The sequence below is a fragment of the Acetobacter tropicalis genome (assembly GCF_001580915.1).
Lineage (GTDB): Bacteria > Pseudomonadota > Alphaproteobacteria > Acetobacterales > Acetobacteraceae > Acetobacter > Acetobacter tropicalis.
In genome coordinates this window covers 1-25,161 of the sequence record NZ_LHZQ01000181.1, presented here as the reverse complement: position 1 = coordinate 25,161, position 25,161 = coordinate 1, and the positions used below count along the sequence as shown (strand labels likewise).

At 57.9% G+C, this 25,161-nt stretch carries 15 protein-coding genes, 1 tRNA gene and 1 pseudogene; 11 read left to right on the top strand and 6 right to left on the bottom strand.

Features of this window, described 5'->3' with window-relative positions; all coding sequences use genetic code 11:
• Positions 1-440 (top strand): annotated as a pseudogene (locus tag AD944_RS17020) (ArnT family glycosyltransferase); the annotation flags it as partial.
• A 606-nt stretch (positions 441-1,046) separates the two neighbouring features.
• On the opposite strand, the gene AD944_RS04685 reads toward AD944_RS17020, so the two are convergent.
• A tRNA-Thr gene (locus tag AD944_RS04685) sits at positions 1,047-1,122 on the bottom strand.
• A 172-nt stretch (positions 1,123-1,294) separates the two neighbouring features.
• On the opposite strand from AD944_RS04685, the gene AD944_RS04680 reads away from it, so the two are divergent.
• From AD944_RS04680 to AD944_RS04670, 3 genes are read left to right on the top strand one after another with little or no spacing between them, the layout of a single operon-like run.
• Positions 1,295-2,785, top strand: coding sequence for a paraquat-inducible protein A (locus AD944_RS04680; RefSeq protein WP_035381325.1), 1,491 nt, complete (start codon positions 1,295-1,297; stop codon positions 2,783-2,785).
• A 44-nt stretch (positions 2,786-2,829) separates the two neighbouring features.
• Positions 2,830-4,485, top strand: a complete 1,656-nt coding sequence (locus AD944_RS04675) for a PqiB family protein (protein ID WP_045542648.1) — start codon at positions 2,830-2,832, stop codon at positions 4,483-4,485.
• A 4-nt stretch (positions 4,486-4,489) separates the two neighbouring features.
• A complete protein-coding gene (locus AD944_RS04670) occupies positions 4,490-5,191 on the top strand; it encodes a PqiC family protein (RefSeq protein ID WP_045542649.1) in 702 nt (233 codons plus the stop codon).
• Between the two features lie 159 nt (positions 5,192-5,350).
• On the opposite strand, the gene purF is transcribed toward AD944_RS04670, so the two are convergent.
• From purF to metH, 5 genes are all read right to left on the bottom strand, one after another.
• On the bottom strand, positions 5,351-6,832 hold the full coding sequence (gene purF / locus AD944_RS04660; RefSeq protein WP_006557658.1) for an amidophosphoribosyltransferase: 1,482 nt from the start codon (positions 6,830-6,832) through the stop codon (positions 5,351-5,353).
• Positions 6,833-6,880: 48 nt separating this feature from the next.
• Entirely contained in the window at positions 6,881-7,405 is a 525-nt protein-coding gene (locus AD944_RS04655) for a CvpA family protein (protein ID WP_045542651.1), read from the bottom strand.
• Between the two features lie 46 nt (positions 7,406-7,451).
• Positions 7,452-7,877, bottom strand: a complete 426-nt coding sequence (locus AD944_RS04650) for a phosphoribosyl-ATP pyrophosphatase (protein WP_231551818.1) — start codon at positions 7,875-7,877, stop codon at positions 7,452-7,454.
• A complete protein-coding gene (locus AD944_RS04645; protein WP_052427197.1) occupies positions 7,874-9,631 on the bottom strand; it encodes a Na/Pi cotransporter family protein in 1,758 nt (585 codons plus the stop codon). The genes AD944_RS04650 and AD944_RS04645 overlap by 4 nt, the downstream gene beginning before the upstream one ends.
• Before the next feature lie 73 nt (positions 9,632-9,704).
• Positions 9,705-13,211: a methionine synthase gene (gene metH / locus AD944_RS04640; RefSeq protein ID WP_045542667.1), complete on the bottom strand. Its 3,507-nt coding sequence runs from the start codon at positions 13,209-13,211 to the stop codon at positions 9,705-9,707.
• Between the two features lie 7 nt (positions 13,212-13,218).
• On the opposite strand from metH, the gene AD944_RS04635 reads away from it, so the two are divergent.
• From AD944_RS04635 to AD944_RS04605, 7 genes are all read left to right on the top strand, one after another.
• Positions 13,219-13,722, top strand: coding sequence for a hypothetical protein (locus AD944_RS04635; protein WP_045542652.1), 504 nt, complete (start codon positions 13,219-13,221; stop codon positions 13,720-13,722).
• 139 nt (positions 13,723-13,861) lie between these two features.
• The gene (locus AD944_RS04630) at positions 13,862-16,123 is read left to right on the top strand and encodes a peptidase domain-containing ABC transporter (protein ID WP_145912847.1); all 2,262 of its coding nucleotides are present in this window, start codon (positions 13,862-13,864) and stop codon (positions 16,121-16,123) included.
• Positions 16,124-16,126: 3 nt separating this feature from the next.
• A complete protein-coding gene (locus AD944_RS04625; RefSeq protein ID WP_045542653.1) occupies positions 16,127-17,578 on the top strand; it encodes an HlyD family type I secretion periplasmic adaptor subunit in 1,452 nt (483 codons plus the stop codon).
• 46 nt (positions 17,579-17,624) lie between these two features.
• Positions 17,625-19,424, top strand: coding sequence for a tetratricopeptide repeat protein (locus AD944_RS04620; protein ID WP_035381312.1), 1,800 nt, complete (start codon positions 17,625-17,627; stop codon positions 19,422-19,424).
• Between the two features lie 48 nt (positions 19,425-19,472).
• Positions 19,473-22,547, top strand: a complete 3,075-nt coding sequence (locus tag AD944_RS04615) for a glycosyltransferase (protein ID WP_082741254.1) — start codon at positions 19,473-19,475, stop codon at positions 22,545-22,547.
• 100 nt (positions 22,548-22,647) lie between these two features.
• Positions 22,648-23,970, top strand: coding sequence for a hypothetical protein (locus AD944_RS04610; protein ID WP_045542654.1), 1,323 nt, complete (start codon positions 22,648-22,650; stop codon positions 23,968-23,970).
• A 75-nt stretch (positions 23,971-24,045) separates the two neighbouring features.
• The coding region (locus tag AD944_RS04605; RefSeq protein WP_061474773.1) for a glycosyltransferase at positions 24,046-25,161 on the top strand (1,116 nt) is incomplete at its 3' end.

Here is a 25,161-nt window from a genome sequence, read left to right as displayed (position 1 = left end):
CTGTGCTGATCTGGCGGTCTGAGTTGCGGAAGGCCCTGCTGACCAGCGCAGTCTGCGCGTTGCTGCTCTATACGGGGCTGTTTCTGGTTGTTGTGCCCCGGTTGCACAGCATCTGGCTGGCCCCGCGGCTGACCAGTCTGGTGCATCAATATCAACCGTGCCCCACAACGGATGTGGCGTCTGTTTCCTTTTCCGAGCCCAGTCTGGTGTTTCTGCTTGGTGGCAAGGTCAAACTTGTGGGGGCCCAACAGGCCGCCGCTATGATGCTGGCCAATCGGGCCTGCACGGTGGCGCTGGTTGATGAACGTGATCGCGCAGCCTTTATGGCGGCTTTGGGCGATGCCCGGAGTGCGGTTGTCTCCCATGGTGCGGTGTCTGGCCTGAATTATTCCAATGGGCATCGCCTCACCATCAGCCTTTACAGCCTTTCCGCTCCATAAAAATCCGCGTGGCAAAAGCTACGACGTTTCAGCCTGATATACGTCTGTTTTAGTGTGGTCTCATGCCGCTTCACTGCTGCGTGGTGTGAGGTCGAGCGTTTGAAAGCCTATCTGCACGTTTCTGTCACGAGCAATATCAATGTCTTATGATTGTGACATGACCGAATCATTGGGGGCAGGGGCGCTGCCGCCGACAGGCCTTTCTTGCTGAAACATGAAAGGCATTGGGTTTGAGAAAGAGCAAAGTGGAGGGTCCTAAAAACCTTCTGTTGTGTTCATATGAAAATCGGAACCCCTTGATATTGCGATAACTCGAAAATGCGAAATAGGGGTTTTTCAGAACCCTCCAGATTGTCTCACAAGCGGAATAGAGCGGGGCTCTCTCTGCGGTGTTTTTCCGTAAAAGCTTCATCTGGGCTGCACGGCCGCATGCGGGCTGCGGAGATTTTCATGCCGGTCGTCCCCCGGTGTCCCGATAGCCGCGTTGGACCAATGATGGCCAGAGGCGTGAGGTGCGGGAGAGGTGCCTTCGTTAGGCGCATGCAAAAGCATGCCCAGTGAGGCGAAGAATACAATTTTACACTTTGAGCGTGGGGAAAGAAAACATGGTGCCCGCTGGCGGATTCGAACCACCGGCCCCATCATTACGAATGACGTGCTCTACCAACTGAGCTAAGCGGGCATATTTTATTTTCGAACGGCTGGGTATCATAGCGTCTGGGGAAACGCAACGGGGAAAACAGGAAAAATGGCAGGACCATTGCCTGAACGCTGCGTTCCTGTAGGGGCCGCATGGCTGCAATCTGGTGTTCTGGCTATTACGTGGCGCGTTTTTTCGTTCTAAGGTGACTGTTATGAACGTGTCACATTTTACAGCCCTGCTGCGGGAGGCGGTTACGCCTGTGCAGGACTCCCCTGTGGATGAAACCCGGCACGTTCATCTTGTGCATGGTGTGGTGGAATGTCCGTGTTGCGGGCTGTTCCAGAAACTGCCGCCGCTCAAACCCGGCACACAGGCGCGCTGCCTGCGGTGCAATCAGTCCCTTGACCGGCGCAACCGCACAGCCCCTATAGCCACGCCGCTGGCGTTTTGCATCAGTTCAGCCGCCCTGTATCTGGCCATGCTGTTTTCCACGCTCATGATGCTGGATCTGTACGGGCGGCAACGTACGGTGGATATCATTACCGGCCCCATAGAACTTCTGCATGAAGGATGGGGCGAGGTCGGTGTGCTGGTGGCCATTGTCACCATTCTGGCCCCCGGCGTGGTGATTGCCATGATGGGCATGATCCTGACGGCGGCCCTGCGCCCCACTCTGCCATCCTGGGTGCCCCATCTGCTGAAATGGTATGAGGTGCTGCGCCCGTGGTCCATGGTGGAAGTGTATATTCTGGGCGTGTTCGTGGCTTACACCAAGCTGGTGGATCTGGCGTTTGTGGAAGTGGGCGCGGCTGTCTATCTGGTGGCGTCTCTTATGGTTACCATGGCCGCAACGGATGCCACGCTGGATACGGAACTGATCTGGCAACAGCGCAAGATTGATCCGTGCATGCGCACCATGGACGGCAAGCGCCTGCGGCTGGAGGCTGTCTCGGCCGAGGAAGGGGCGCTTGCACCGTCTGACAGCCGTGTTTCCTGCCTGGCTTGCGGGGTGGTGCTGGAATTTGATCATCCCGTAAGTGCGACCCAGCCAGTTGGTTTCTGCCCCCGTTGTGGGCATGTGGTGCGCAAGCGCAAGCCGGAGAGCCTTGCCCGAACGGTGGCGCTGCTGGTTTCTGCCATTGTGTTCTATCTGCCCGCCAATATCTATCCGGTCATGACCGTGATACGGATGGGGGCTGGCACCGGCCATACCATTGTAGAAGGCGCAATAGAGCTGTGGACCGATGGTATGATCCCGCTCTCGCTGCTGGTGCTGTTTGCCAGCGTGACCGTGCCGGTGCTCAAGGTGATCGGGCTGATTGTCATGGTTGTGGCCACGCACCGGCATTCGGCCAAGGGTTTGGTCCTGCGCTCCAAACTTTACAGGATTATTGATATCGTTGGCCGCTGGTCGATGATTGATGTGTTCATGGTGTCTATTCTTGTGGCGGTTGTACGGTTCAGCCACATGGCCAGCATTACGGCAAATGGCGGCATGGTGTGTTTTGCCGCCGTTGTGGTGCTGACAATTTTTGCCGTTCACACATTTGACCCCAGGCTTATGTGGGACGCGGTTGAGAAAAAAAAGACCGTACAGTCTGCCAGCCCGCAGGACCGCACCGGATCTGATCTGCCTGATCAGACCGGGGGACGGGACCAGGCGGTGGCGTATTTGGGTAATATGGAGCCGGACAGGGCGTGAACGGACAGAACTCTCATCAGTCTCCTCAGGATAACGATGGCATCATGCCAGATGCTGTGGTGCGTCGTATCCGGTTTTCCATCATCTGGATCATTCCGGTCATTTCCGTGCTTATTGCCGGTTTTCTGGTCTGGCGCAGCTTTGCCAATAACGGGCCGGAAATCACCGTCATGTTTGATACGGCGGATGGCCTGACCAGTGGGCAGACGCAGGTCAAAAACAAAGCTGTGGTGCTGGGCACCGTGCAGGGCATTTCCCTGACGGATGATCTGCGCCACGTGCTGGTGCGTATCCGCATGAACGCGGGCACCAGCACCATGCTGACGGACAAAGCACGCTTCTGGGTGGTGCGGCCGCGTATCAACGGGGCCAGTGTCACCGGGTTGGAAACGCTGATGTCTGGTGCCTATATTGCCTTTGACCCCGGTCTTGAAGGTCAGGATGTCAGTAATGCGCGGCACATGACCCGCTTTCAGGGGCTGGAAGCGCCTCCGGGGGTGCGTTCAGATCAGCCGGGCCGCACCTACACACTTATTGCGCCGTCCATCGGGTCCATCGGGCAGGGGGCTCCGGTCTTCTTCCGCGATGTCGATGTAGGGGAAGTGCTGGGCTACACCATGCCACCCGGCGGGCGCGGGCCCATCCTGATCCAGCTTTTCGTGCGGGAACCGTATGACCACTATCTTTATACGGATACCCGTTTCTGGAACGTTTCTGGCGTGCAGGTCGGGTTTGGCGCTGGTGGCCTGAAGGTTCAGTTGCAGTCCTTGCAGGCGCTGTTTTCTGGTGGTGTGGCCTTTGGCCTGCCGCACGATGAAAACCATGGCCAGAAAAACGAAGCGCCAGCGGATACAGTATTCAAGCTGTATGACAGCAAGGCAGATGCGGACAGCGCGGGCTATCATGAACGCGTGCCGCTGGCCACTTATGTCACCTCCTCCGTCAAGGGGCTGGCTCCGGGCAGTCAGGTGGCCATGTTTGGCATCCAGATTGGCAACGTGACGAGCGTGAAACTTGATCTGGACGAGAAAGCCGGTCACCCACGGGTGCGCATTGGCATGGAAATTCAGCCGGAGCGTGTGCTGGCGGCTGAGGATATCCACCATGGCGCTTTGACAGAGATGTTCAAAACCCTCGTGGCCAATGGCCTGCGTGCCTCCACAGACAGCGTGAGTCTGCTGACCGGCGAGAGCATGATCTCGCTGAATTTTGTGAAAAACCCCAGCCCGGCCACCACCAGCATGGAAGGGCCGTCTCTGGTGATTCCAAGCCAGCCCGGCGGGATGGATGGCATCATGGAGTCTCTCTCCACCGTGGCGTCACGTCTCTCCGCCATGCCGTTTGAGCAGATTGGCGTGAATGCCAACAACCTGCTGGCCCATGCGGATCAGACCTTGACCAGCCCGGATGTGAAGCAGTCTCTCACCAGTCTGAAAGAGTCCATGAAGAACCTTCAGGCCATGAGCGCGCAGATGCGCAGTGGCATGGGCCCGCTGATGCAGCGTCTGCCAGAAATGACCAACCAGCTTGATCAGACTCTGCAGAACGCCAACCGCCTGCTGGCAAGCTATGGCGGGAACAGTGATTTCCATCGTTCCCTGCAAAAAATGGTCCTTCAGCTTGGTCAGGCTGCACGCTCGCTTCGCTTCCTGTCAGACTTCCTGACCAACCATCCTACTGCCCTGATCTCCGGACGGTAACGCCATGACAAAATCATCTCTTGCGCAGCCCATGCAGGCTCTCTCCTCCCGCCGCAGCGTGCTGCTGGGGGCCGTGGGGCTCGGGGTTATGGCAACCACGCTCACAGCCTGCTCAAGCGGCAACCCGACGCTGTACACCCTCTCTGTGGTGCCGGGGCAGCCCATGCCGGGTGGCCCGCGCTATGTTGAGGTGCGCCAGCCGAGCATTGCGTCCGGGCTCGATCGGGACAGGATTGTCACGCAGGATACCGGCTACAAACTGACCGTGGCATCTGCCGATGCGTGGGGCGATTCTCTTGGGGGCCAGATCAGCCGTACGCTGGCCGGAGATCTTGCGCAACGTCTGCCGGGGTCTGCCGTGTTTGCGGAAAATGATGCCGCCGCCACGGAACCTGATGCCTATGTGGACCTCTCCGTAACCCGGTTTTCACAAGGGCCTTCCGGCAAGGCGGAAATTGAAGCCTCTCTGTCCGTGCAGCCCGCTGTGGCGGGTGCGCCCAGCGGCAATGCGCAGCTTTATCTGCAACGGATTCAGGTGCAGGGAGACAGCGTAACAGGCACCATGCCGCTGGTGCAGGCGCTTAGCCAGCTTCTGGGGCAGGTGGCTGATATTGCAGCTACTCAACTCCGCATGATGCCTCCTGCACCCTCTGCACCTTCCGGTTCAGAGGCTGGCAGGAGTCATACTGCGGCAAGCCAGCGTTAAGTAAGGCTGCGTGTAAAAGGCTCAAACGCCGTTCCTGGGGCTGCTGACGGCACGTATGTGCGGAGCGCGTTTGGAGCGGCAGAGGCGATAATGTTCTCTCCATAAAAAACGGCGGCCTTTGAGGGCCGCCGTTTTTTCTTATGGGAGGGAAAAGGCCGTTCAGGCCGTGCCTGCGCCAAATTCCTGATCATGATCAATCAGCGGTATCGGGTAGTCGCCTGTGAAGCACGCATCGCAATAGCGTTCACGGTAGGCTTCCCGGCTTTCATGCCCCATGGCGCGGTACAACCCGTCCAGTGAGATGAAGGCCAGACTGTCCACGCCAATCAGTTCCGCCATTTTGGCCAGATCATACTGGGCGGCCAGCAAGTGGCTGCGTTCAGGCGTATCAATGCCATAGAAGCAGGAATGTCTGGTGGGCGGGGAGGAAATGCGCATGTGCACTTCCTTGGCTCCGGCGGCGCGGACCATGTCCACAATCTTGCGGGAGGTCGTGCCGCGCACAATGGAGTCGTCCACCAGAATCACCCGCTTGCCATCCAGCGCAGGCCGGTTGGTGGAGTGCTTCATTTTTACGCCCAGATTACGGATCTGGTCTGTGGGTTCAATAAAGGTGCGGCCCACGTAATGGTTACGGATAATGCCCAGCTCGAAGGGAATACCGCTGGCTTCTGCATAGCCCATGGCGGAAGGCACGCCCGAATCCGGCACCGGCACCACAATGTCGGCGTCCACGCCGCTTTCCAGCGCCAGTTCGCGGCCAATCTGCTTGCGTACGGCATAGACCGGCAGCCCTTCCAGCACGGAATCCGGCCGGGCGAAGTAGATATATTCAAACACGCAGAAATGCGGCTTGGTCTCGCCAAACGGGCGCAGGGACCGCACGCCTTTCTTGTCGATAATCACCAACTCGCCCGCTTCAACATCGCGGACATATTCTGCGCCGATAATATCCAGCCCACAGGTTTCAGAGGCCAGAACCCAGCTTCCTTCCGAGCCATCTTCACCCGGCAGACGGCCCAGCACCAGAGGACGCACACCCATGGGGTCACGCACGCCCATCAGGGCATCCTTGTGGAGCACAACCAGAGAATAGGCACCCGTTACGCGCTTGAGCGCATCAATCAGCCGATCTTCCACCGTGGCGTAAAGCGAGGTGGCAATCAGATGCACAAACACTTCCGTATCCATGGTGGACTGGAAGAGGCAGCCGCGGCGGATAAGCTCTTTACGCAGGGTTTCTGAATTGGTCAGGTTGCCGTTATGCGCCACGGCCAGCCCGCCAAAGGCAAATTCCGCAAACAGGGGCTGCACGTTGCGCAGCAGGGTGGCCCCGGTGGTGGCATACCGGTTGTGGCCAATGGCGCGGTCCCCTTTCAGGGTGGCCATTACGCGGGGGTCATTGAACACATCGCCCACCAGACCAAGGCCGCGGTGGGAGTGAAACTGCGTATCGTAAGACACAATGCCCGCGGCTTCCTGTCCGCGGTGCTGGAGGGCATGAAGGCCCAGAGCTGTCAGGGCTGCGGCATCCTTGGCGTTCCAGACGCCAAAAACAGCACATTCTTCATGAAAATGGTCATCATCCGGACAGGGAGCGTCAACAGGAGAAGAAACACAGGGGGCGTCGTGGGCGTGCATGGGTGCGCAGGGCCTCCGCAAGAGAGCCAAAACAGGCCGGTATGGGGTCTACAGGGTGGCGTCATGACCTGTGGAGCGCGTTGGCGCAACCCCCTTCGTGCCGAAATCAGGCAGGTAGGGCTGGATATAGGCTGCGCCCAGCCGAATGTAAGGGGTCAGCTTGCCGTTCTGTTCAAGGGTCTGCATGTCTTCTGGCAATAAAAGCCATTGGGCGGCCAGAAACAGCAGAACCACCAGAAGCGCCCCGCGCAGAATACCAAACCCGGCCCCCAATGTGCGGTCCAGTCCGCTAAGCGCCGTGACATGTACCAGCCGGACAATGGCGCTTGAAAGTAAGGCCGCCACAATCAGCAGCGCCAGCAGCAGGATACCGAAGGCGGCCAGATCAGCCGCCAGATGATTGCTGATATAGGGGCGCGTAAGGGGAATGACCGCCCCATAATAACGGCAGGCCAGAAGGATGGCCACAATCCAGCCCCCCAGCCCAAGAGCCTGCCGGGTAAAGCCGCGCCAGAAGCCATGCAGGGTGGATAACCCCACCAGCACAAGGGAGAGGATGTCTATGGGGGCCATAACAGGGGCCTTATGCCATGCGCGTGCGGAATGTCACGCACAGAGTTCAGGGCAGCTTGCTGGTTGAAACACGCCAGGGGCGTGTGAGTTTGCCATTCCGCTTTTTGCGGTGCGGCGGCTGATTGAGCCGCAGGAACAGATCACTCACTTCAATGCGGCGCAGGATCTCGGTCCAGATTTCCGCAGGCTCCAGATCATGCAACTCCCATATGGCGGCCAGCCCTTCCATAAAGGCCGCACTTTCCGTGAGAATATCCTCCCGGTTTTCAGCAATGAAGGCAGCGGTGCAGGCAATGGCGTGTGCGCCTGCGGCATTGCAGAGGCGGATCATGTCCTGCGGTGCATAGGGCGTGGCGTCCTGAGGTGCCTCCCCGGTGGTGGAGGAAGAACCGGAAGAAGCAGGTGACAGCGCAGGTTGGGCAGAGGGGTGCAGCATTTCCTCATGATGGGCAGGAGAATGGGGGCGGGTCAACTCTCTGTGTCTGCTTTTGGCATGGTGGAAAGAGGGGCGGGTTCCGCAGGCGTGATTACGGGGGTGCCCTCGGCGTCCTTATCCAGAAAAAGCTGTTCTTCATCCGTGGCCAGCGGATAGGACGCGGCGGCAACAATGTGCGTGTTCACGCGGCGCAGATCACGCAACAGGGTAAGCTGATAGGTGGCGGTTTCATCCACCAGTGCGGCATCACCCTGTTCCAGCGCGGTACCGGGTTCAGAAGACTGGTTTCTCAGCCGTTCAAAGTAGGCGGCGGTGGCTTCAATCTCCACGTCCCGGAAAAAGTCCTTCTGGCCGGAAAGCGGGTTGCTCTCTGGTGTCTGCCGGCCAATCAGCACTGTGGCGCAGATATTCAGGTTGTGGGTCAGTTGCTGCGTCATGCTCAGTACGGGCCGCAGCAGGTCTGGCGGCAGCACGATTCGCTGCCGGGCCATTTTCTGCACCATGGGCACAATGCTGCGTTCCACAATGTCTTCCGCGTGTAGCATCTGGGTGCAGAAGGCCAGAATATCCTCGGCACGCTCCATTTCAGGCTGGCTGGCCGTGTCCGGGTCCAGCCCAGCCAGATAGGAGCGGATGGCAGCGCCCAGATCTTCCATGGCGTTGCCCAGCGGACGGGCGGCTCCCGCTTTGGCCGGGTCTGTGGTGCGCAGGCCATCCTGCATGGCGGTCAGCATGGCGCCCATCAGGTCACACAGCCGCATGGCCTCCCGCGTGGCGCTGCCAATGGCCAGTTGCGGGGCCTTGTCCAGCAGCAGACGGTCCAGATAGCGGGGCGTGCCGGGGGAAGGCTGCTGGTTCTCCCGTGGGGTGGGAATCAGCCGCAGCATAAGGCGTGCATACTGGCTGAGGGCGGGCATCATCACCACGGCCAGCCCGATATTGAACAGGGTATGGAAATCAGCCACCTGCCGGGCGGCATCCGGCTCCAGCCGTGCCATAAGCGCGCTGATAAAGGGCAGAGCCGGCACCAGCACCAGTGCCCCAACGCAGCGCACCAGCAGGTTCCCCATGGAAATGCGGCGCGCCGTGGGGTCCGTGCGGCTGCCTTCCATCACCGGGTTGATGGAGGTGCCAATGTTGGCTCCCAGCACCAGCGCCAGCGCAGTTTCAAGCGGAATGGTGGCACTGGTGGCAAAGGTGGTCACCAGCATGACGGTGGCGACGGAAGAATGGCTGATCCAGGTAATCACGGCCCCTAGCAGAATAGCCGCCAGATCATGCGAGTTCATGGACGCCAGAACCGCTGTCAGTTCCGGTTTGTGCGTGTAGGGGCTCAGCAGCATCAGGAACTGCCGCAGAGAAAGCAGGATCAGCCCCAGCCCGATGAATACCCGCCCGGAATCGCGCCATGCCCCCTGACTGCGGCGGAACAGGATCACGCCGGTCAGCACAAACACGGGCGCGATGGAGGACACATCAAACGAGAGCAGTTGAACAATCAGCGTGGTGCCCACATTGGCGCCCAGCATAACAGCCAGAGAGGGCGCCAGTTCAAGCTGCCCGCGCGCAGCAAGGCCCGTAATCATCAACCCGGTTGCGGTTGAGGACTGAAGCAGCGCCGTTATGCCCAGACCAGTGAGGAACGCCTGAAAACGGTTGCCCAGCATGCGGGCCATCAGGCTGTTGAGACGTGCGCCACAGGCCCGCTGCACGCCTGTCTGCACCATATGCACACCCCACAGTAGCAGGGCGACGCTTCCGGCAAGATCAATAAGCGTGAGCAGTTCCAACGGGTGAGGCTCCTTTGTCGTTCATGCGGGCCGCGGCCCGGAGAAAACAGTGGAAGCCCCAGGCCGGGGAAAATCAGATGGTAAAGTATTTCGCGTGTTTGTTCAGGATAACAAGCGCGGAAGTGGATTGTTCAGGGTGAAGCTGATCCCCATCCGTCAGGGAAACGCCAACCCGCTCTGCGCCCAGCAGCCCCAGAATGGGGTGCTGGTCTTCCAGCCGCGGGCAGGCCGGATACCCGAAGGAATAGCGTGACCCGCGATAGCCCTGCTGCAACAGGGCATCCAGATCACGCGAATCTTCGCTCGAGAAACCCAGTTCCGCACGGATGCGCTTGTGGGTGTATTCCGCCATGGCTTCAGCCACTTCCACGGAAAGACCGTGCAGATAAAGGTAATCCTGATACCGGTTTTCTTCAAACCAGTCGCGCGCGATGTCAGACGCTTTCTGGCCGACTGTCACCACCTGCAGGGCTACCACATCACGCTCGGGGTCGGATACATCGCGCACAAAGTCGGCAACGCATTCGCCATCTTCACGCGGTTGGCGGGGCAGGGTGAAGCGGGCGGCTTCCGTCACGCCGTCTTCTTCAAACAGGATCAGGTCGTTCCCCTCACCAGCAGCTTTCCAGTAGCCGTAAGCGGCCTGCGGGCGGAGGATGTTCTCCTTGGCGGCCAGATCCAGCATGCGGCGCAGGATGGGGCGCAGTTCCTGCTTGGCCCACACCATGAAATCATCCAGAGAGCGGCCCTGTTTCCGGAACCCCCACTGGAACTGATACAGGGAGCGCTCATTCAGGAACGGAATAACGGCTTCCGTGGGCGCTTCAATCACCTTGCTGCCCCAGAAAGGCGGCTTCAGGCGCGGTTCATCCGCTGTCATGCGCGCGCGGCGGGTACGGGCCACGGCGGGGTCTATGGGGGTGTAGCCACGGGTTTCGGCCTGCTCTGGCGTGCGGGCATTTTTCCGGGTGGCCTTGCCTTCCCGGCGTTTGCTGATGGCGGCCAGATAATCGTCAAAACCGTTCTGCGTGATCTGATCCATCAGGGTCAGGCCATCAAAGGCGTCCCGCGCGTAGGCCACGCGCCCAGTGGGGCTGTAGGCGGCCACGCAATCTTCTTCCACATAGTTGCGGGTTAGTGCGGCACCACCCAGCAGAACCGGCACTTCAAGCCCTTCACGGCTGATTTCCTCAAGGTTCTCGCGCATGATGACGGTGGATTTCACCAGCAGGCCGGACATGCCAATGGCATGGGCCTTTTCTTTCTTCGCGGCTTCAATCATGTCCGCCACCGGCACCTTGATGCCCAGATTGACAACCTTGTAGCCGTTGTTGGTCAGGATGATATCGACCAGATTTTTGCCGATATCATGCACGTCGCCTTTTACGGTAGCCAGCACAATGGTGCCGCGCTGCTGGCCTTCTATCCGCTCCATGTGCGGTTCTAGCCATGCCACGGCGGCTTTCATGGTCTCGGCAGATTGCAGCACAAACGGAAGCTGCATCTTGCCAGCGCCAAACAGTTCACCCACCACCTTCATGCCATCCAGCAGAACGGTGTTGATGATCTCAAGCGGCGGCATCTTGGCCATGGCTTCTTCAAGGTCTGTTTCCAGTCCTTTGCGGTCGCCATCCACAATGCGGTCTTTCAGCCGTTCTTCGACTGTTTCAGCCCGTTTGCGCTTGACGGCTTCCGATGCCTTGCGGTCTGCAAACAGTTCCAGCAGCTTCTGTAGCGGGTCATAATCCGCGGTGCGGCGGTCAAAGATCAGATCTTCCGCAACCTTCACCTCTTCCGGTGCAATCATGTGCAGCGGCCGGATTTTGGACACATGCACAATGGCGGCTGTCATGCCCGCACGCACGGCATGGTCCAGATAGACCGAGTTCAGTACGGCGCGTGCCGCCGGGTTCAGCCCGAAGGAGATGTTGGAGAGCCCAAGCACAATCTGCACATCCGGGAAGGCGTCCCGGATCATCTTGATGCCTTCCAGCGTCCACTGCCCCAGTTTGCGGTCATCTTCCGCACCGGTGGCAATGGTGAAGGTCAGCGGGTCAATCATCAGACCGGCCTGCGGCAGACCGTATCTGTCGCAGGCAAATTCTATCAGGCGGGTGGCAATGCGCAGTTTGTCTTCCGGGCGGCGGGCCATGCCTTCTTCATCAATGGTCAGCGCCACCACGGCCGCGCCAAATTTGCGGGCCAGTGTCAGGCGGTCAGCTGCCGGGCCTTCTCCATCCTCAAAGTTGATGGAGTTGATGATGGGTTTGCCCCCATGCAGCTTGAGGGCGGCTTCAATCACCGGGGTTTCCGTTGAATCGATCACCAGTGGCGCGTTGACGGAGGACGTGAAGCGCTTGATCACTTCATCCATCTCGGCCCGTTCATTGCGACCGACAAAAGCGGTGCAGATATCCAGCGCGTTTGAGCCTTCCTTGGCTTGCTCCCGGCCCAGGGCAACGCAGCCATCCCAGTCATGCGCTTCCTGAAGTTCGCGCCATTTCTTGGAGCCGTTGGCGTTGCAGCGCTCGCCAATGGAGAAATAGGCGTTCTCCTGCCGCAGGGGCACCTGTGTATACAGGCTGGCCACGGAGGGCACCCAGACTGATGTGCGTGCAACCGGCGCCGGGCGGTGTTTGCCCGTGCCTTCGGCCCGGCGCCGCAGCATGGCGTCCAGCGCGGCAATATGGGGGGTGGAGGTGCCGCAACAGCCGCCAATCAGGTTCAGGCCGTCTTCCACAATAAAGCGCTCGACCCACACCGCCATTTCCTCGGGAGAAAGCGGGTAACGGGTCTGGCCGTCCACCAGTTCAGGCAGGCCGGCATTGGGCTGCACGGAAATCAGGCGTGGCCAGTTCTCGCTGAGCCAGCGAACATGCTCGGCCATTTCCTGCGGGCCGGTGGCGCAGTTCAGGCCCATCAGGTCCACATCCAGGCTGTGGATCACGGTGGTGGCTGCCGCAATATCCGGCCCCACCAGCAGGGTGCCGGTTGTCTCGACTGTCACCTGCACAAAAATGGGGGTGGAGGTGCCCATTTCCGCGCGGGCAATTTTCATGCCATTGACGGCAGCCTTGATCTGTAGCGTGTCCTGACAGGTTTCGATCAGGATGGCGTCCACGCCGCCTTCAATCAGGCCTCGGCCCTGCTCGGTCAGGGCGGCTTCCAGCGTATCGTAATCAATATTGCCTAGGGAGGGCAGTTTGGTGCCCGGCCCCACGGACCCTATGACGTAGCGTGCGCGTCCATCGGCAAAGCTGTCCGCGGCCTCCCGCGCCAGAACGGCGGAGGTGCGGTTGATTTCACGGGCCTTGTCTGTCAGCCCGAATTCACCCAGAGTAATGGGAGACCCACCAAAGGTATTGGTCTCGACCATATCCGCCCCGGCTTCATAGTAGCCACGGTGGATTTCCCGGATCAGTTCAGGGCGTGAAAGGGTCAGAATTTCGGTGCAGTTTTCCTGCCCCCAGTAGTCACGCGTCAGGTCCAGATCAAGCATCTGGATGCGTGAGCCCATCCCCCCATCGCAGAGCAGAACCTGATCACGCAGAGCATCAAGAAGCGGAAGACGAGAAGACATGGCATCCATGAAACAGAAAAATGGGGAGGAGCCCCTGCCGGAGCGCGACGGGGAAGGGCCAACCTTATTCCAGACACAGGCCAATATGTCCACTCATCCCGCATTCTGGAAAGGGAAAGGCGATGCCCGCATTCTTCTGCGCGTGCTGACACCACAGGAGTGTAAGGCCGTGCCGCGAGCGGAGGCTCTGGCGATTTTTGTGGCTCACCCTCCCTCTGACGATCTGCTGGCAGGCTGGTTGGTGACGCGATCGTGGGAGGGCACGGCCATTCCGTCTTTCCCTCACGGGGCTGGCTGTTCCTGCTGCCTGCCAGCTCAGGGGATGGGGCGCATGCTGCTTCGCCTTGTGCAGGAACGGGCGCGTGGAGAATGTCCGTTTTTCAGCAGCGTAAATATTGTTTGTCCGGCATCGGAGAAGAGATTGCTCGTTTCTGCTCTTTGCGCAGATTCTCTTCTCACAGGGCTGTATGGACTTCTGCCCATTTCAGGCGGTTTTTTCTGCCATTCCTGAAAAAACTCAAACTAAAGCGGCAGCAAATACACAGAAACACTTTGAGGGAAAGCCTACTCCCTGCCATAAGGGCTTGTCCGGCGGCTATATTACAGGCTTTGTTCGGTAACAGAGTTAGGTTTTGTTAAAAGGGTTGTGCGTGAACCAGACTGACCATGTGCCTGAGGTTGCCGGCTCCTCTTTAGATTCAGAAGGCGCGAAAGCCTCTCGTCTGAGCCCGGCGATGATCCGTCTGCGCGCTGTTCTGGCAGCCGCCCATTATCATGGCCTTGAGCTTGATGTGCGGGATTTTGCAGCAGACCCGGAAGAAGAAAGCCCATCGCCGGCCACTCTTGTCCGGTGGCTGGAAGAATGTGGCGCTGTCGCCAAAGGGATGCGGATCAAGTGGCGCTATCTGGTCAAGATGACCAATTCGCCGCCCATCGTCCTGATGTTCCGCGATGGCTCCGCCGCCCTCATGGTCAATGCGTCACCCGACAAAGGCGTGGTCTGGCTGCGTGATCCGCTGAAGGGTGAGGGTGCTGCGCCCGTCCCCGTTGATGAATTGCGTCTGAGCCAGATCTGGACGGGAGACATCCTCCTCATCAAGCGTCGGCGTGATGAGTCCGAAGCCGACGCCCCCATCAATTTCACATGGCTGGCCAAGATGGTGCTGCGGGAGAAAAAGTCTCTCCGCGATATCGCCATCGCCTCCATGACACTGAGTATCCTGCAGATATTTCCACCTCTTATTGTCATGCAGGTTGTCGACCGGGTGGTGAATTATCGCTCAATGTCTACGCTGATTTCGATCAGCGGCATCATCATTGTTTTTTCTCTTTATGAAGTCCTTCTTTCTTACGGACGGCGTGAATTGTCGATGGTGCTGACAACACGTATCGACTCTCGCCTTTCACTGCATCTCTTTAGCCGCCTTGTGGCGCTTCCGTTGGAATATTTTGAACGCCAGCAGGCTGGTAATTTGCTTGGGCGTGTTCTGTCTATTTACAAGGTGCGTGATTTCCTGACGGGGCGGCTGATGTCGACTTTTCTGGATCTTTTCACGTTGGTGGTCATCCTGCCGTTTCTGTTTTTCCTCAGTTCCACTCTTGCCTGGATGACCATTGCTGCCGCTGGTTTGATAGGTCTGATTGTTGTGATCTTTATCGCGCCCCTCTCCAAGATTATGGGAAAGCAGGTAGAGGCAGAACGTGATCGTGGCGCAATTTTGTACGAAACGGTTGCGGGTATTCGGACTTTAAAAACACTAGCTCTGGAAAATACACGTAAGCAGATATGGGATGAAGTAACGGCCCAGGTTGTTAAATGGAAACTGGCCATGGGAAGAATGTCAAACTGGCCGCAAACACTTGTTATGCCGCTGGATCTATTTATCAATCGTGGCATTATTCTTGTTGGGGCTTATTTGGTCTTGGTTAGCCCCTCTACTGTTGGTGTGGGTGGATTGGTAGCGTTCATGATGCTGGGGGGGCGTGTTGCGTCTCCGTTGGTGGGCCTTGCCAAGCTTATGGATGATTTTACAGAAGTTACCACCTCTTTAGGAGAGGCCGCATCGGTTCTTAATCAACCGACGGAAACCAAAGCGCTCACAACCGGAATGCGTCCGCGGATCAAAGGAGCCCTCTCTTTTGATGGTGTTAATTTTTCCTATCCTGGTGCCACTACGCTGGCGTTGAAAAACGTGAATTTTGAAATTCCGGCAGGGACTATGCTTGGGCTGGTGGGGCGAAGCGGTTCAGGGAAGTCCACCATTACCCGCCTGCTTCAGGGGGTAAGCAGATCATACACTGGTTATCTGAAACTGGATGGGATTGATCTGCGTGAGATCAATCTGACGCATCTGCGACGTTCTTTTGGTGTGGTGTTGCAGGATAACTTCCTGTTCCGCGGCACCATCTATGACAATATTACAGCTGGTCGTCCCGGTTTTACCATTGATGATGTGGTGCGTGCAGCGCGCCTTGCTGGCGCGGAAGAGTTTATTGAGCGGATGCCTGCGGGCTATGACACGTTCATTGAAGAAGGCTCTACCAATATTTCCGGTGGTCAACGGCAGCGTCTGGCCATTGCACGCGCCGTGATTACGGACCCCAAACTGATGATTCTGGATGAGGCGACATCAGCTCTGGACCCGGAAAGTGAGGCGTTGGTGAATGCCAATCTGGAGCGGATTGGTAAGGGGCGTACCATGGTGATTGTGTCCCATCGTCTGTCGTCTCTGGTAAATTGTGACCAGATTTGCGTGATGGATAAGGGCTCTGTTGCGGATATTGCGCCGCATGATGTGCTCTTGGAACGGTGTGATATCTATCGGACGCTCTGGATGCAGCAGAACCGGCACACGGAAGGGCGTAAGAAGCCTGCGGGTGATCCGTCATCCCTGATCGCGGAAGGAGAATAAGCCATGAGCGAGAAGGACATCATTCCCGCGGGCCAGACTTCTGACCCGGGCAACAATGAGGAAAAAAGCCCGGATTTTCTTCGGCAAGCTGATGATCCCTATGCACAGGGGGATATGCCGCCTGCGCTGCTGGAGTTTCATTCCCCCACCGCGGCTTTGGTCAATATGCCGCCTACGGCGTCTGCGCAGTATATTACTTGGGTTATTGGCGCGCTGGTTCTGTCCTCTGTTACGGTCATGACCGTCTTCCCGCTTGATCGGGTTGTGTCCACACAGGGGCGTATGGTCTCTACAGACCAGACGTTGGTTGTGCAGCCTCTGGATACATCAATTGTCCGTTCCATTGACGTACAGGCAGGGGATTTTGTTCATAAGGGCGATGTGCTGGCCCATCTTGATCCGACCTCCAGTGGGGCGGATATCGATAATATGCGCGCCCAGAACGAGCAGTATCAGGCCGAGGTGGATCGGCTTCTTGCTGAGGCCAAGGGTGAGACATATCACGTTGATCCACAGAACCCGGCTTCTGCCCAACAGGGAGAAGCTTTTCTGAGGCGTAAGGCGGAATACGACGCCAAAATTCAGAATTATGACAAGCAGATTGCCAGCTTGCAGAATGATCTGCAGGGGTATCTGGCGAGTGCGGCCATGTATGCGTCACAGGCAAAAGTGGCGGCAGATGTGCATAAGATGCGCATGCAGTTGCAGAAAGACCAGGTGGGAAGCAAGCTTTCCACGTTGGGAGCACAGAGTTCCCTGATGGAAATTGAGCGCTCGCAGATTGGCGCGCAGCAGCAGGCGGGGTCTACCCGTAACAAGCTGGCAGCTCAGGTTTCTGAAAAAGAAAGTTATGTCCAGAACTGGAAGGCCGAGGTCTACAAAGATCTGGTTCTGGCCCAGCATCATCTGGCAGAGGCCAAAGGCGCGTATCAGAAAGCTGTTCTGCACAACAGCATGGTCACGCTGAAAGCGGACGAAGACGCCGTGGTGCTCAGTCTTGCTAAAGTGTCTGTCGGATCAGTGCTTACTCAAGGGCAGCAGATCATGACATTGGTGCCGCTTGGCAAAGGACTAGAGATTGAATCCGTGATGTCCGGCAAGGATGCCGGCTTTGTCCGGCTGGGGGATAAGGCGCTTGTCAAGTTCGCAACTTTCCCGTTCCAGCAATATGGTGGGGCAGAGGCTACGGTACGGACCATCAGTGCGGATTCCTTTGTCTCTGATCAGAGCAGTAGCCAGCAGGACCCAGGTGTGACGCCAGACAGCAGCACCAAGGCGTTTTACCGTGTCCGTCTTCGGGTGGATCGTTATACCCTGCATGGGGTGCCCAGCTTCTTCCATCCCCAACCGGGTATGCCGGTTACTGCGGATATCCGGGTTGGGAAGCGGACAATCATGCAGTATCTGCTGAACAGCTTCATGCCGTTGATGACAGACGGCATGCGTGAACCCTGATCAGGGTTCTGCGTCGTTGTTCAAAGGATAGAAGAGGGCTGATGTCATGTTCGGTGGTCTGATCAGGCGGTTCTTTGGGCGGCGTCCGTCCCCGGCAGAAGCACGTCTGGCGGATGCCCGTGCTCTGATGGAAGATCCGGATAGTGCTGCAAAAGGATTTGCCGATCTTGCCGTTCTGGCGCGGGAAGGGGTGACAGAGGCCCAGTTCCTGGTGGGGCAAGCCTACCTGAACGGCATGGGGGTTCCACCCAATCTGGTTGAAGGGGTGCGGTGGACACGGCGGGCGGCACGGAAAGGCTGGACGAAAGCCGCTTTTGTGCTGGCCACATTGTATCTGCATGGCCTGCCGCCTGAAGCGGAAGAGGGGCATGAGCAGGGCCCTTCCGTTTTTGATGATGTCCGGCCGCCGCCTGACCAAAAGCCTGATCCTGATTTTATCAAGGCGGCTCACTGGGCCAAGATTGCAGCCGAACAAGGTAATGCGGACGGGCAGGCTCTTTATGGGTATGTGCTCAGTGCTGGTCCGGAGACAATTCGCAACACGACGGAAGGGCTGCGTTGGTACCAGAAAGCGGCAGCAGCGGGATGTGCGCAGGGTCATCTGGGGCTGGGGCTTGCGGCTCTCGGGAGTGCCAAAACGCATGACGATTACGCCAAAGCTGCCAAGGAACTGAAACAGGCGGCAGATAAGGGGTTGGGAACAGCTCTGTATCTTTTGGGTGTGATGAGCGAGCGTGGAACAGGTGTTCCGCAAGATGATGCTGTTGCCATGCAGTATTATGAGCAGGCGGCGGAGAAGAAAATTCGGGGGGCGCAGGCCAAATATGGACTGGGCCTCATGGCGGGACGCGGTGTGGCACGGAATACGGCCCGTGGGGAAACATGGTTGCGCCGTGCGGCTTTGGCCGGGGATGCAGAAGCCGCTGCTATTCTGGGAGATATGTACGGCCGAGGTGGAGATTTGCCCCCCAATTATGCGGAAGCCATTTCCTGGTATCGGTTTGCATCAGACCATGGACATGCTGCTGCAAGCCACACTTTAGGTACGTTGTATCAGGCTGGTGTTGGTGTCCCCAAAGATCCGGAAGCGGCAGAGCACTGGTTCCGCGTTGCGGCGGAGCAAGGCAACAAGGAAGCAGTGGCTGACCTTGGCAACCTTTCCTTGCGTGGTCAAATGTCTTCTGAGATCAGTCAGGATGTCATGAAGGCTTATCGCGCCAGTGCGGAAAAAGGTGATCTTCTGGCAGCCTTTAATTTTGGTGTCTGTCTGGCGCAGGGTGTCGGGACAGAACAGAATGAAGAAGAAGCGCTGCAATGGCTGCGCAAGGCCGCGGAGAAGGTTGTCAACGCGCAGTACTGGTACGGACATATGCTCCTGAAAGGCCGGGGAGCGGAACAAAACCCGGAAGAAGGCCGCGTATGGATTCAAAAAGCTGCCGAAGCAGGCATGGCGGAAGCCGAGGCAGCTTATGCAGATCTGCTGGTACAGGGCATTGGTGGCCCACGGGATCATACGGCTGCTCTTGAGTTTTACAAAAAAGCAGCCGAGGCTGGGCAGATTCCCGCCATGTTCTCGGTCGGGGCTCTGTATGGCGGTGGCCATGATATTCCTGAAAATCGCGCTCTCGCACGTGAATGGTTTCAGAAAGCAGCCGAGCACGGTAACCCGGCTGCGCAGTTGATGATGGGCCGTTATCTGGCTAACGGGCTGGGCGGAGAAAGAGACCTTGACGGGGCCAGTGTGTGGTACCGCAAGGCCGAAGCCCAGAATATTATTCAGGCGAGTGCAGAACTTTCGGCCCTTAATGCCCTGCGCAAGGCAGAACAGATGCCGGTAGAGGGATAAGGGCACCTTATTCCGTGATGATGTGACAGTGCCAAAACCGCGCGTATCATGACACTGTTGCAAAATATGCTGTTCTGGCAGGATGAAACCCTAACCAAAGAACAACGCGCTATAGTGGCAAGTGCGCAGGCGCAGGACTCTTTCCGGCGTGGAAACGCGGCATGGGAAAGCGGACAGAAAGAGGCTGCGTGGGACTGGCTGGAGCGCGCCAACCGGCAGGCTGCCGATAATCCTCATGTCATGTTTGCTTTGGCTCTTGCCCGGCATGCTGTTGGAGATGGGCCCGGTGCCATTCTCCTTCTGGAATCTCTTCTGAAACAGTTTGATTTTCGGGAAGGCTGGCTTCTGCTCACGACCTTTCGTCAGGCTTGTGGGGACAGGAGCGGAGCTTTGCAGGCGCTGGCGAAACTTCTTTCCAGTTTTGCTGCTATGCCTGAAAGCCGGAAACTGGCAGCATCTGTCTGCCGCCTGAACGGTGTGGCGCTATGGGGTTTTCTTGACAGAAATGGCCTTCTGAAACTTGAAGGTCAGACTGTGCCAGATCAGCCGGAATTCTGGCTGGATGGCGTCTCCGTTCAGGCCAGAAAGACGCAGGGCGGCTGGTCTTTCCCGCAAGGATGGCAACGGGCGCAGGTATTGGATGTCCAGTGTGCTGGTGTGCCAAATGTATTGGGAAGTCCTTTTTCTATAAAAGATTTTTTCCAGTGTGCCGGTGTTGTCGCCGCCGGGGACGGAGGGTTGGAAGGGTGGTGTTGGCACCCTTACAATGCTGATTGTGCGCCGGACCTTACGCTACGTGATCCTCAAACGGATGAGAGTCTCTTACAGGTGAACGCAGAGGCGTTCAGCCGGTCGGTCAGTTCAGATCAACCTCTGGCGCGCTACCGGCGTATTTTTGTGCCATGGGAAAAGTTGCCGGAAGGGCCTGTGCGGGTGGTTGGATCTGCGGGGCAGGATCTTGCAGGTAGCCCGCTGGATGCGCGGCTAGAATGGCGTTCCGCGCATCAGACAGCACAGATGGTGAATGGTGTGCTGCCCCCCTCCTTCTGTAAAAGCAGAAGCCGAAAAACGCTTCAGTCTCCGTCCCTGTTCATTCCTCTGCCTGTTGCAGATACGGTTATCGCACGGCCAGAGAGTGGGAGTGGTCGCAAACCTCTGGCGATTATTATTCCTGTTTTTCGAAATCATGCAGTGACCCTGGCGTGCCTTCAGGCTGTGAGAGACACTGTCGCGGGAAAGAAAATTCGCGTTGTGGTGGTGGATGATGCCTCACCTGAGCCGGATCTGGCTGAGGCGGTTGAGGCTTTTGCGCGGCAGCATCGGTTTGAATGGGTGCGGCATGAAAAAAACCGAGGCTTTCCTGCTGCGGTGAATACAGGCCTGCAAAAAGCTGCGGGGTGTGACGTTATTGTTCTGAATAGTGATACGCTGGTCGCTAAAGGCTGGGTGGAGGAACTCCGCCATATTGCCTACGCTGCGGCGGATACGGGTACTGTCACGCCATTTTCGAATGACGCCAGTATTCTCTCCTATCCCTCGCCTGAGCGCAAAAACGTGGTGCCGGATGAGGAAGAAACGCAAAACCTTATGGTGGCGGCACATGCGGCCAATGCCGGGCAGGCCGTGGAAATCCCGACAGCAAACGGGTTTTGCATGTATGTGCGGCATGATTGCCTGATTCAAACAGGCCTGTTGCGGGAAGATGTTTTTGCCCAAGGCTATGGGGAGGAAAATGATTTCTGCATGCGGGCACGCGCTTTGGGCTGGAAGCATATGGCGGCGCCCGGCGCGTTTGTAGCACATGTCGGGTCAGCTTCGTTTGGAGAGGCGCGTGCCGCCCTCATGCAGCGGAATGCAGCCATTCTGGAACGTCTGCACCCCGGATATCATGCCTTCATTGCTGGTTGGATGGCGCAAAACCCTCTTTTTGACGCGCGTAGGCGTCTGGATCTGGTGCGTTTTCGGGCTCAGAGTGCAGGGAAAGGGAGCAAGCCCAAAGCTGTTGTTCTCGTCACGCACGCTCATGGGGGCGGGGTGGAACGGGTTGTGCAGCAGCAGGCGGCGACCGTTCATAAAAAAGGCGCACGCGGGCTGGTACTCAGGCCCACGGAAAACGGATGTGTGCTGGAGGATGCCGCTGCTCCTGAGTACGCATGGCCGTCCCTGCGGTTCCGTCTGCCCGAAGAGTGGACTGTTCTAACCCGTCTCTTGCGGGCGGAGGGTGTCTCACTGGTGGCGTTCCACCATCTGGAAGGCCATGCGCCGCAGATGTATGGGCTGGCGGCAGCGCTGGGGTGCCCGCATACCGTGCACGTGCATGATTATATGTGGTTCTGCCAGCGGATTTCTCTATTGGGGCCCCAGGGCACCTATTGCGGGGAACCTGATGTGGCGGGGTGTCAGCGCTGCGTGGCTCTGGCAGGCAGAAACATAACGGAAGAGTGCGATATTCCCGTCTATCTGGCGCGGTCTGAAAGGTTGCTGAAAAGTGCACGGGCCGTCTATGCGCCGTCGCGTGATACCGCAAAACGCATGATGCGCCATTTTCCGACTGTTCGGTGTCAGGTAAAGGCGCTGGAAAAAGCGGACGCTCTGTTACCGCGTTCCTCTGCTGTGGCAAGGTCAGTAAAAAAACAACCAGCGTTACCACCCGTAGGCAGTGGTGTGTTGGGGAGCCCGGCACAGCAGGGCGCGCGCCGCCTTCGTTTGTGTCTTATTGGCGGGATCGGGTGGGAAAAAGGGTATGGGGTTCTGCATCAGGCCGCGCTGGATGCCGCCATGCGGGATCTGCCGTTGGAGTTTGTGATCGTCGGGCATACGCCCGATGATGCGACCCTTATGAAAACAGGCCGTGTTTTCATAACCGGAGAATACCGGGAAGAAGATGCTGTTTCGCTCATTGCGTCCGTGCAGGCGCAAGCGGCTTTTCTGCCCTCAATCTGGCCGGAAACCTGGTGTTTTACACTCAGTCTTGCATGGAAGGCGGGGCTGCCCGCCATCGTGTTTGATCTGGGTGCGCCTGCTGAACGGGTACGGGCCAGTGGCCGGGGAAAAGTGATTAATCCTGCTCTTTCTGGCGCTGCGCTGAATGACATTTTGATCAAAATGGATTTTACTGAGTGAGGAAGACGCAAATTATTAGACTTTGAGCCTGTGTTTCTTTACCAGTTCATGGTTTTTTGATTTACACTTGTGCCAACAGTGTCATGTGGAAAGAGGGTTTATGTCACAGACTAGCCAGGCGCCTGCCCAGCAGCGTATTTCAGACCTTAAGGTATCAGGCCATCTGATGACGCTTCAGACTGGCCTGTTCTGTGTTTTTCACACACCAGGCCAGCAGCCGCCTACCGCAGCAGGCCTGCCGGGCGTGCGTATTTCCCAGCCGCCGCTCAAAACACCCGGCGCAGTGGAAATTGTCACCTTTGAAGGGGATGGCTGGCTGGGTGCCCAGAATGGTGCGGCTCTGGTGCGTGTGCGGCGTGGCCCGGCGCAGGTCATGATCACCATTTATCAGGAACTTAATTCCCCGCATGAAGCACCCCGTCTGCAGGTGGTGCAGTTGAGCGCGCAGGCTGATGCTCCCGCTCCGGCCGCAGCCGCCGGACTGAGCGCCCCCGCTGTTGCCCCCCGCGCGCAGGGTGCGGCCTCTGCGTCTCAGGCCCGTTCTGAGCCTGCTGCCCAGAAACCGGAAGTGGGTGCCCATATTCAGCGCCGCGGCGATGTTGCCGTGCGTCTGGGGGAATGGATGGGTGAGCCGGGCAGCCATGCCTGGATTGAAGGCTTTGGTGTTGCGCCAGCAGAACTGATTGACGCCTCCGATATCGAATATCAGGCTGTTCTGGGTAAAGGCTGGCTGTCTCCGTGGGTGGATGGAGGCCAGTATTGCGGTAGCCGTGGCATGGCGCTGCCCATTCTGGGTCTGTGCGTCCGCCTGAAGGGTGATGCTGCCAAGAAGTTCATCTGCCGCGTAACAGCCACCTTTACTGATGGCACGAAAGTTGGCCCGGTGGAAAATGGCGAGCCGGTGGAATCTGAAACCCTTGCACCGCTTGAAGCTTTCCTGTTGGAAATTCTGCCACGGGATGGGGCTGGTGCAGGCCGGGGACGCCGTAAAGGCAAGACGGACAAAGCCTCTGCCAAAGCTGCGGCAGAAGATCTGGCCGCTTTGCTTGAAGAAGAAGTAGAGGCTCTGGAAGAGCTTGAAGAGATCGCGGAACTGGAAGAGCTGGAAGATGCTGAAGCAGAAGAATTTGATCTCTTGATTGAAGAAGACGCGGCACCTGAAGAGCCCGTAGCTCCTCGCAAGCGCCGTGGTGGTCGCAAGCCACTCAAGACCAAGGCTGCGGAACCAGCCAAGGCGGTAGTCCCTGTAAAAGCTTCTCATGGTCGGGGCCGTAAAGCCAGTGCGCCAGAAAAGGCTGCTCCTGCTGCGCGTTCCGCCAGCCCGCGCCAGAGTGCGCGTGCCAAACAGGCACCATCCAAGGCGGCGCGTACTCCTGCGCCACGTGGCGCAGGCCGGGGCCGCAAGCCCGGATCACGCCGTTAAAGCAAGAATGGCCCGGTCTTTTCAGGCCGGGCCTTCTTCTTTGCAAAAGCCGAAAGACAGGAAGCAGGCGGCGTTTTGAAATATCTTTTCATTCACCAGAATTTTCCAGGGCAGTATCTGCATCTTGTGCGCCATCTTGTGCGCCAGGGCGGGAACGAGATTGTTTTCATTAGTGAAGACAACGCCAATGTCATTCCCGGTGTAAGGCGCGTGCGTTACCGTGTGCCGCGCACGGCAACAGAAACAGCCCATCCTGGTGTGCGGGATCTGGATACTGGCCTCATGCGGGCGGATGCCGTGGCCAAGGCGGCCCAGACCCTGAAAAACCTTGGTTTTGTGCCTGATATTATTCTGGGGCACCACGGCTGGGGCGAGCTTCTGAATATTCAGGACGTGTACCCCAACGTGCCTGTTCTTGGCTATTTTGAGTTTTACTATCACACCGAGCCCGGTTTTGATGTGGATTTTGACCCGGAATTTCCCATGGCTCCGGAAGTCATTCCCTTGGTCCGCACCAAGAATGCCGTCAATCTGCTGGCTCTGACCAACCCCGGTTACGGGCAGACCCCGACAGAATTTCAGAAAAGTACATACCCGCGCTGGGCACAGGACACGATTACCGTCCTGCGGGAAGGGGTGGACCTTGAGCTCTGCCGTCCAGACCCGAAGGCTGCCAAAAAGACCCTGAAAGTGGGGGATGTACGCATCACCCCCAAACAGAAGCTGGTTACCTATGTTGCGCGTGATCTGGAACCGTATCGCGGGTTTCATGAATTTATGCGGGCGTTGCCTCGGGTGCTGGATGAGCAGCCAGATGCCCACGTGGTTGTGGTGGGTGGAGATGGCGTCAGTTACGGTGCCCGTCTGGCTTCCGGGTGCTGGCGTAAAATCATGCTGGAGGAACTCAAGGGCAGGCTGGATCTTTCCCGCATTCATTTTGTGGGTAAGGTTTCGTATGAAACATTTCGTGCCTTGCTACAGCGTTCCGATGCCCATGTGTATCTGACCTATCCTTTTGTGGCGTCATGGTCCTTGCGGGAGGCTATGGCCATGGGGTGTGCCCTGGTAGGCAGCGCCACTGCTCCGGTAGAAGAGTTCATCAAGCACGGTGAGACAGGCCTGCTGGCTCCGTTTACGGAACCAGAGCGGATTGCCGACGCCATATTGGAACTGCTGACCAACAAGCCGCTG

Bases quoted from the DNA above. Each gene is read 5' to 3' on its own strand.
- AD944_RS04680 (WP_035381325.1), top strand. From the start codon at position 1,295: ATGAACGTGTCACATTTTACAGCCCTGCTGCGGGAGGCGGTTACGCCT.
- AD944_RS04675 (WP_045542648.1), top strand. From the start codon at position 2,830: ATGCCAGATGCTGTGGTGCGTCGTATCCGGTTTTCCATCATCTGGATC.
- AD944_RS04670 (WP_045542649.1), top strand. From the start codon at position 4,490: ATGACAAAATCATCTCTTGCGCAGCCCATGCAGGCTCTCTCCTCCCGC.
- purF (WP_006557658.1), bottom strand. From the start codon at position 6,832: ATGCACGCCCACGACGCCCCCTGTGTTTCTTCTCCTGTTGACGCTCCC.
- AD944_RS04655 (WP_045542651.1), bottom strand. From the start codon at position 7,405: ATGGCCCCCATAGACATCCTCTCCCTTGTGCTGGTGGGGTTATCCACC.
- metH (WP_045542667.1), bottom strand. From the start codon at position 13,211: ATGTCTTCTCGTCTTCCGCTTCTTGATGCTCTGCGTGATCAGGTTCTG.
- AD944_RS04635 (WP_045542652.1), top strand. From the start codon at position 13,219: ATGAAACAGAAAAATGGGGAGGAGCCCCTGCCGGAGCGCGACGGGGAA.
- AD944_RS04625 (WP_045542653.1), top strand. From the start codon at position 16,127: ATGAGCGAGAAGGACATCATTCCCGCGGGCCAGACTTCTGACCCGGGC.
- AD944_RS04620 (WP_035381312.1), top strand. From the start codon at position 17,625: ATGTTCGGTGGTCTGATCAGGCGGTTCTTTGGGCGGCGTCCGTCCCCG.
- AD944_RS04615 (WP_082741254.1), top strand. From the start codon at position 19,473: ATGACACTGTTGCAAAATATGCTGTTCTGGCAGGATGAAACCCTAACC.
- AD944_RS04610 (WP_045542654.1), top strand. From the start codon at position 22,648: ATGTCACAGACTAGCCAGGCGCCTGCCCAGCAGCGTATTTCAGACCTT.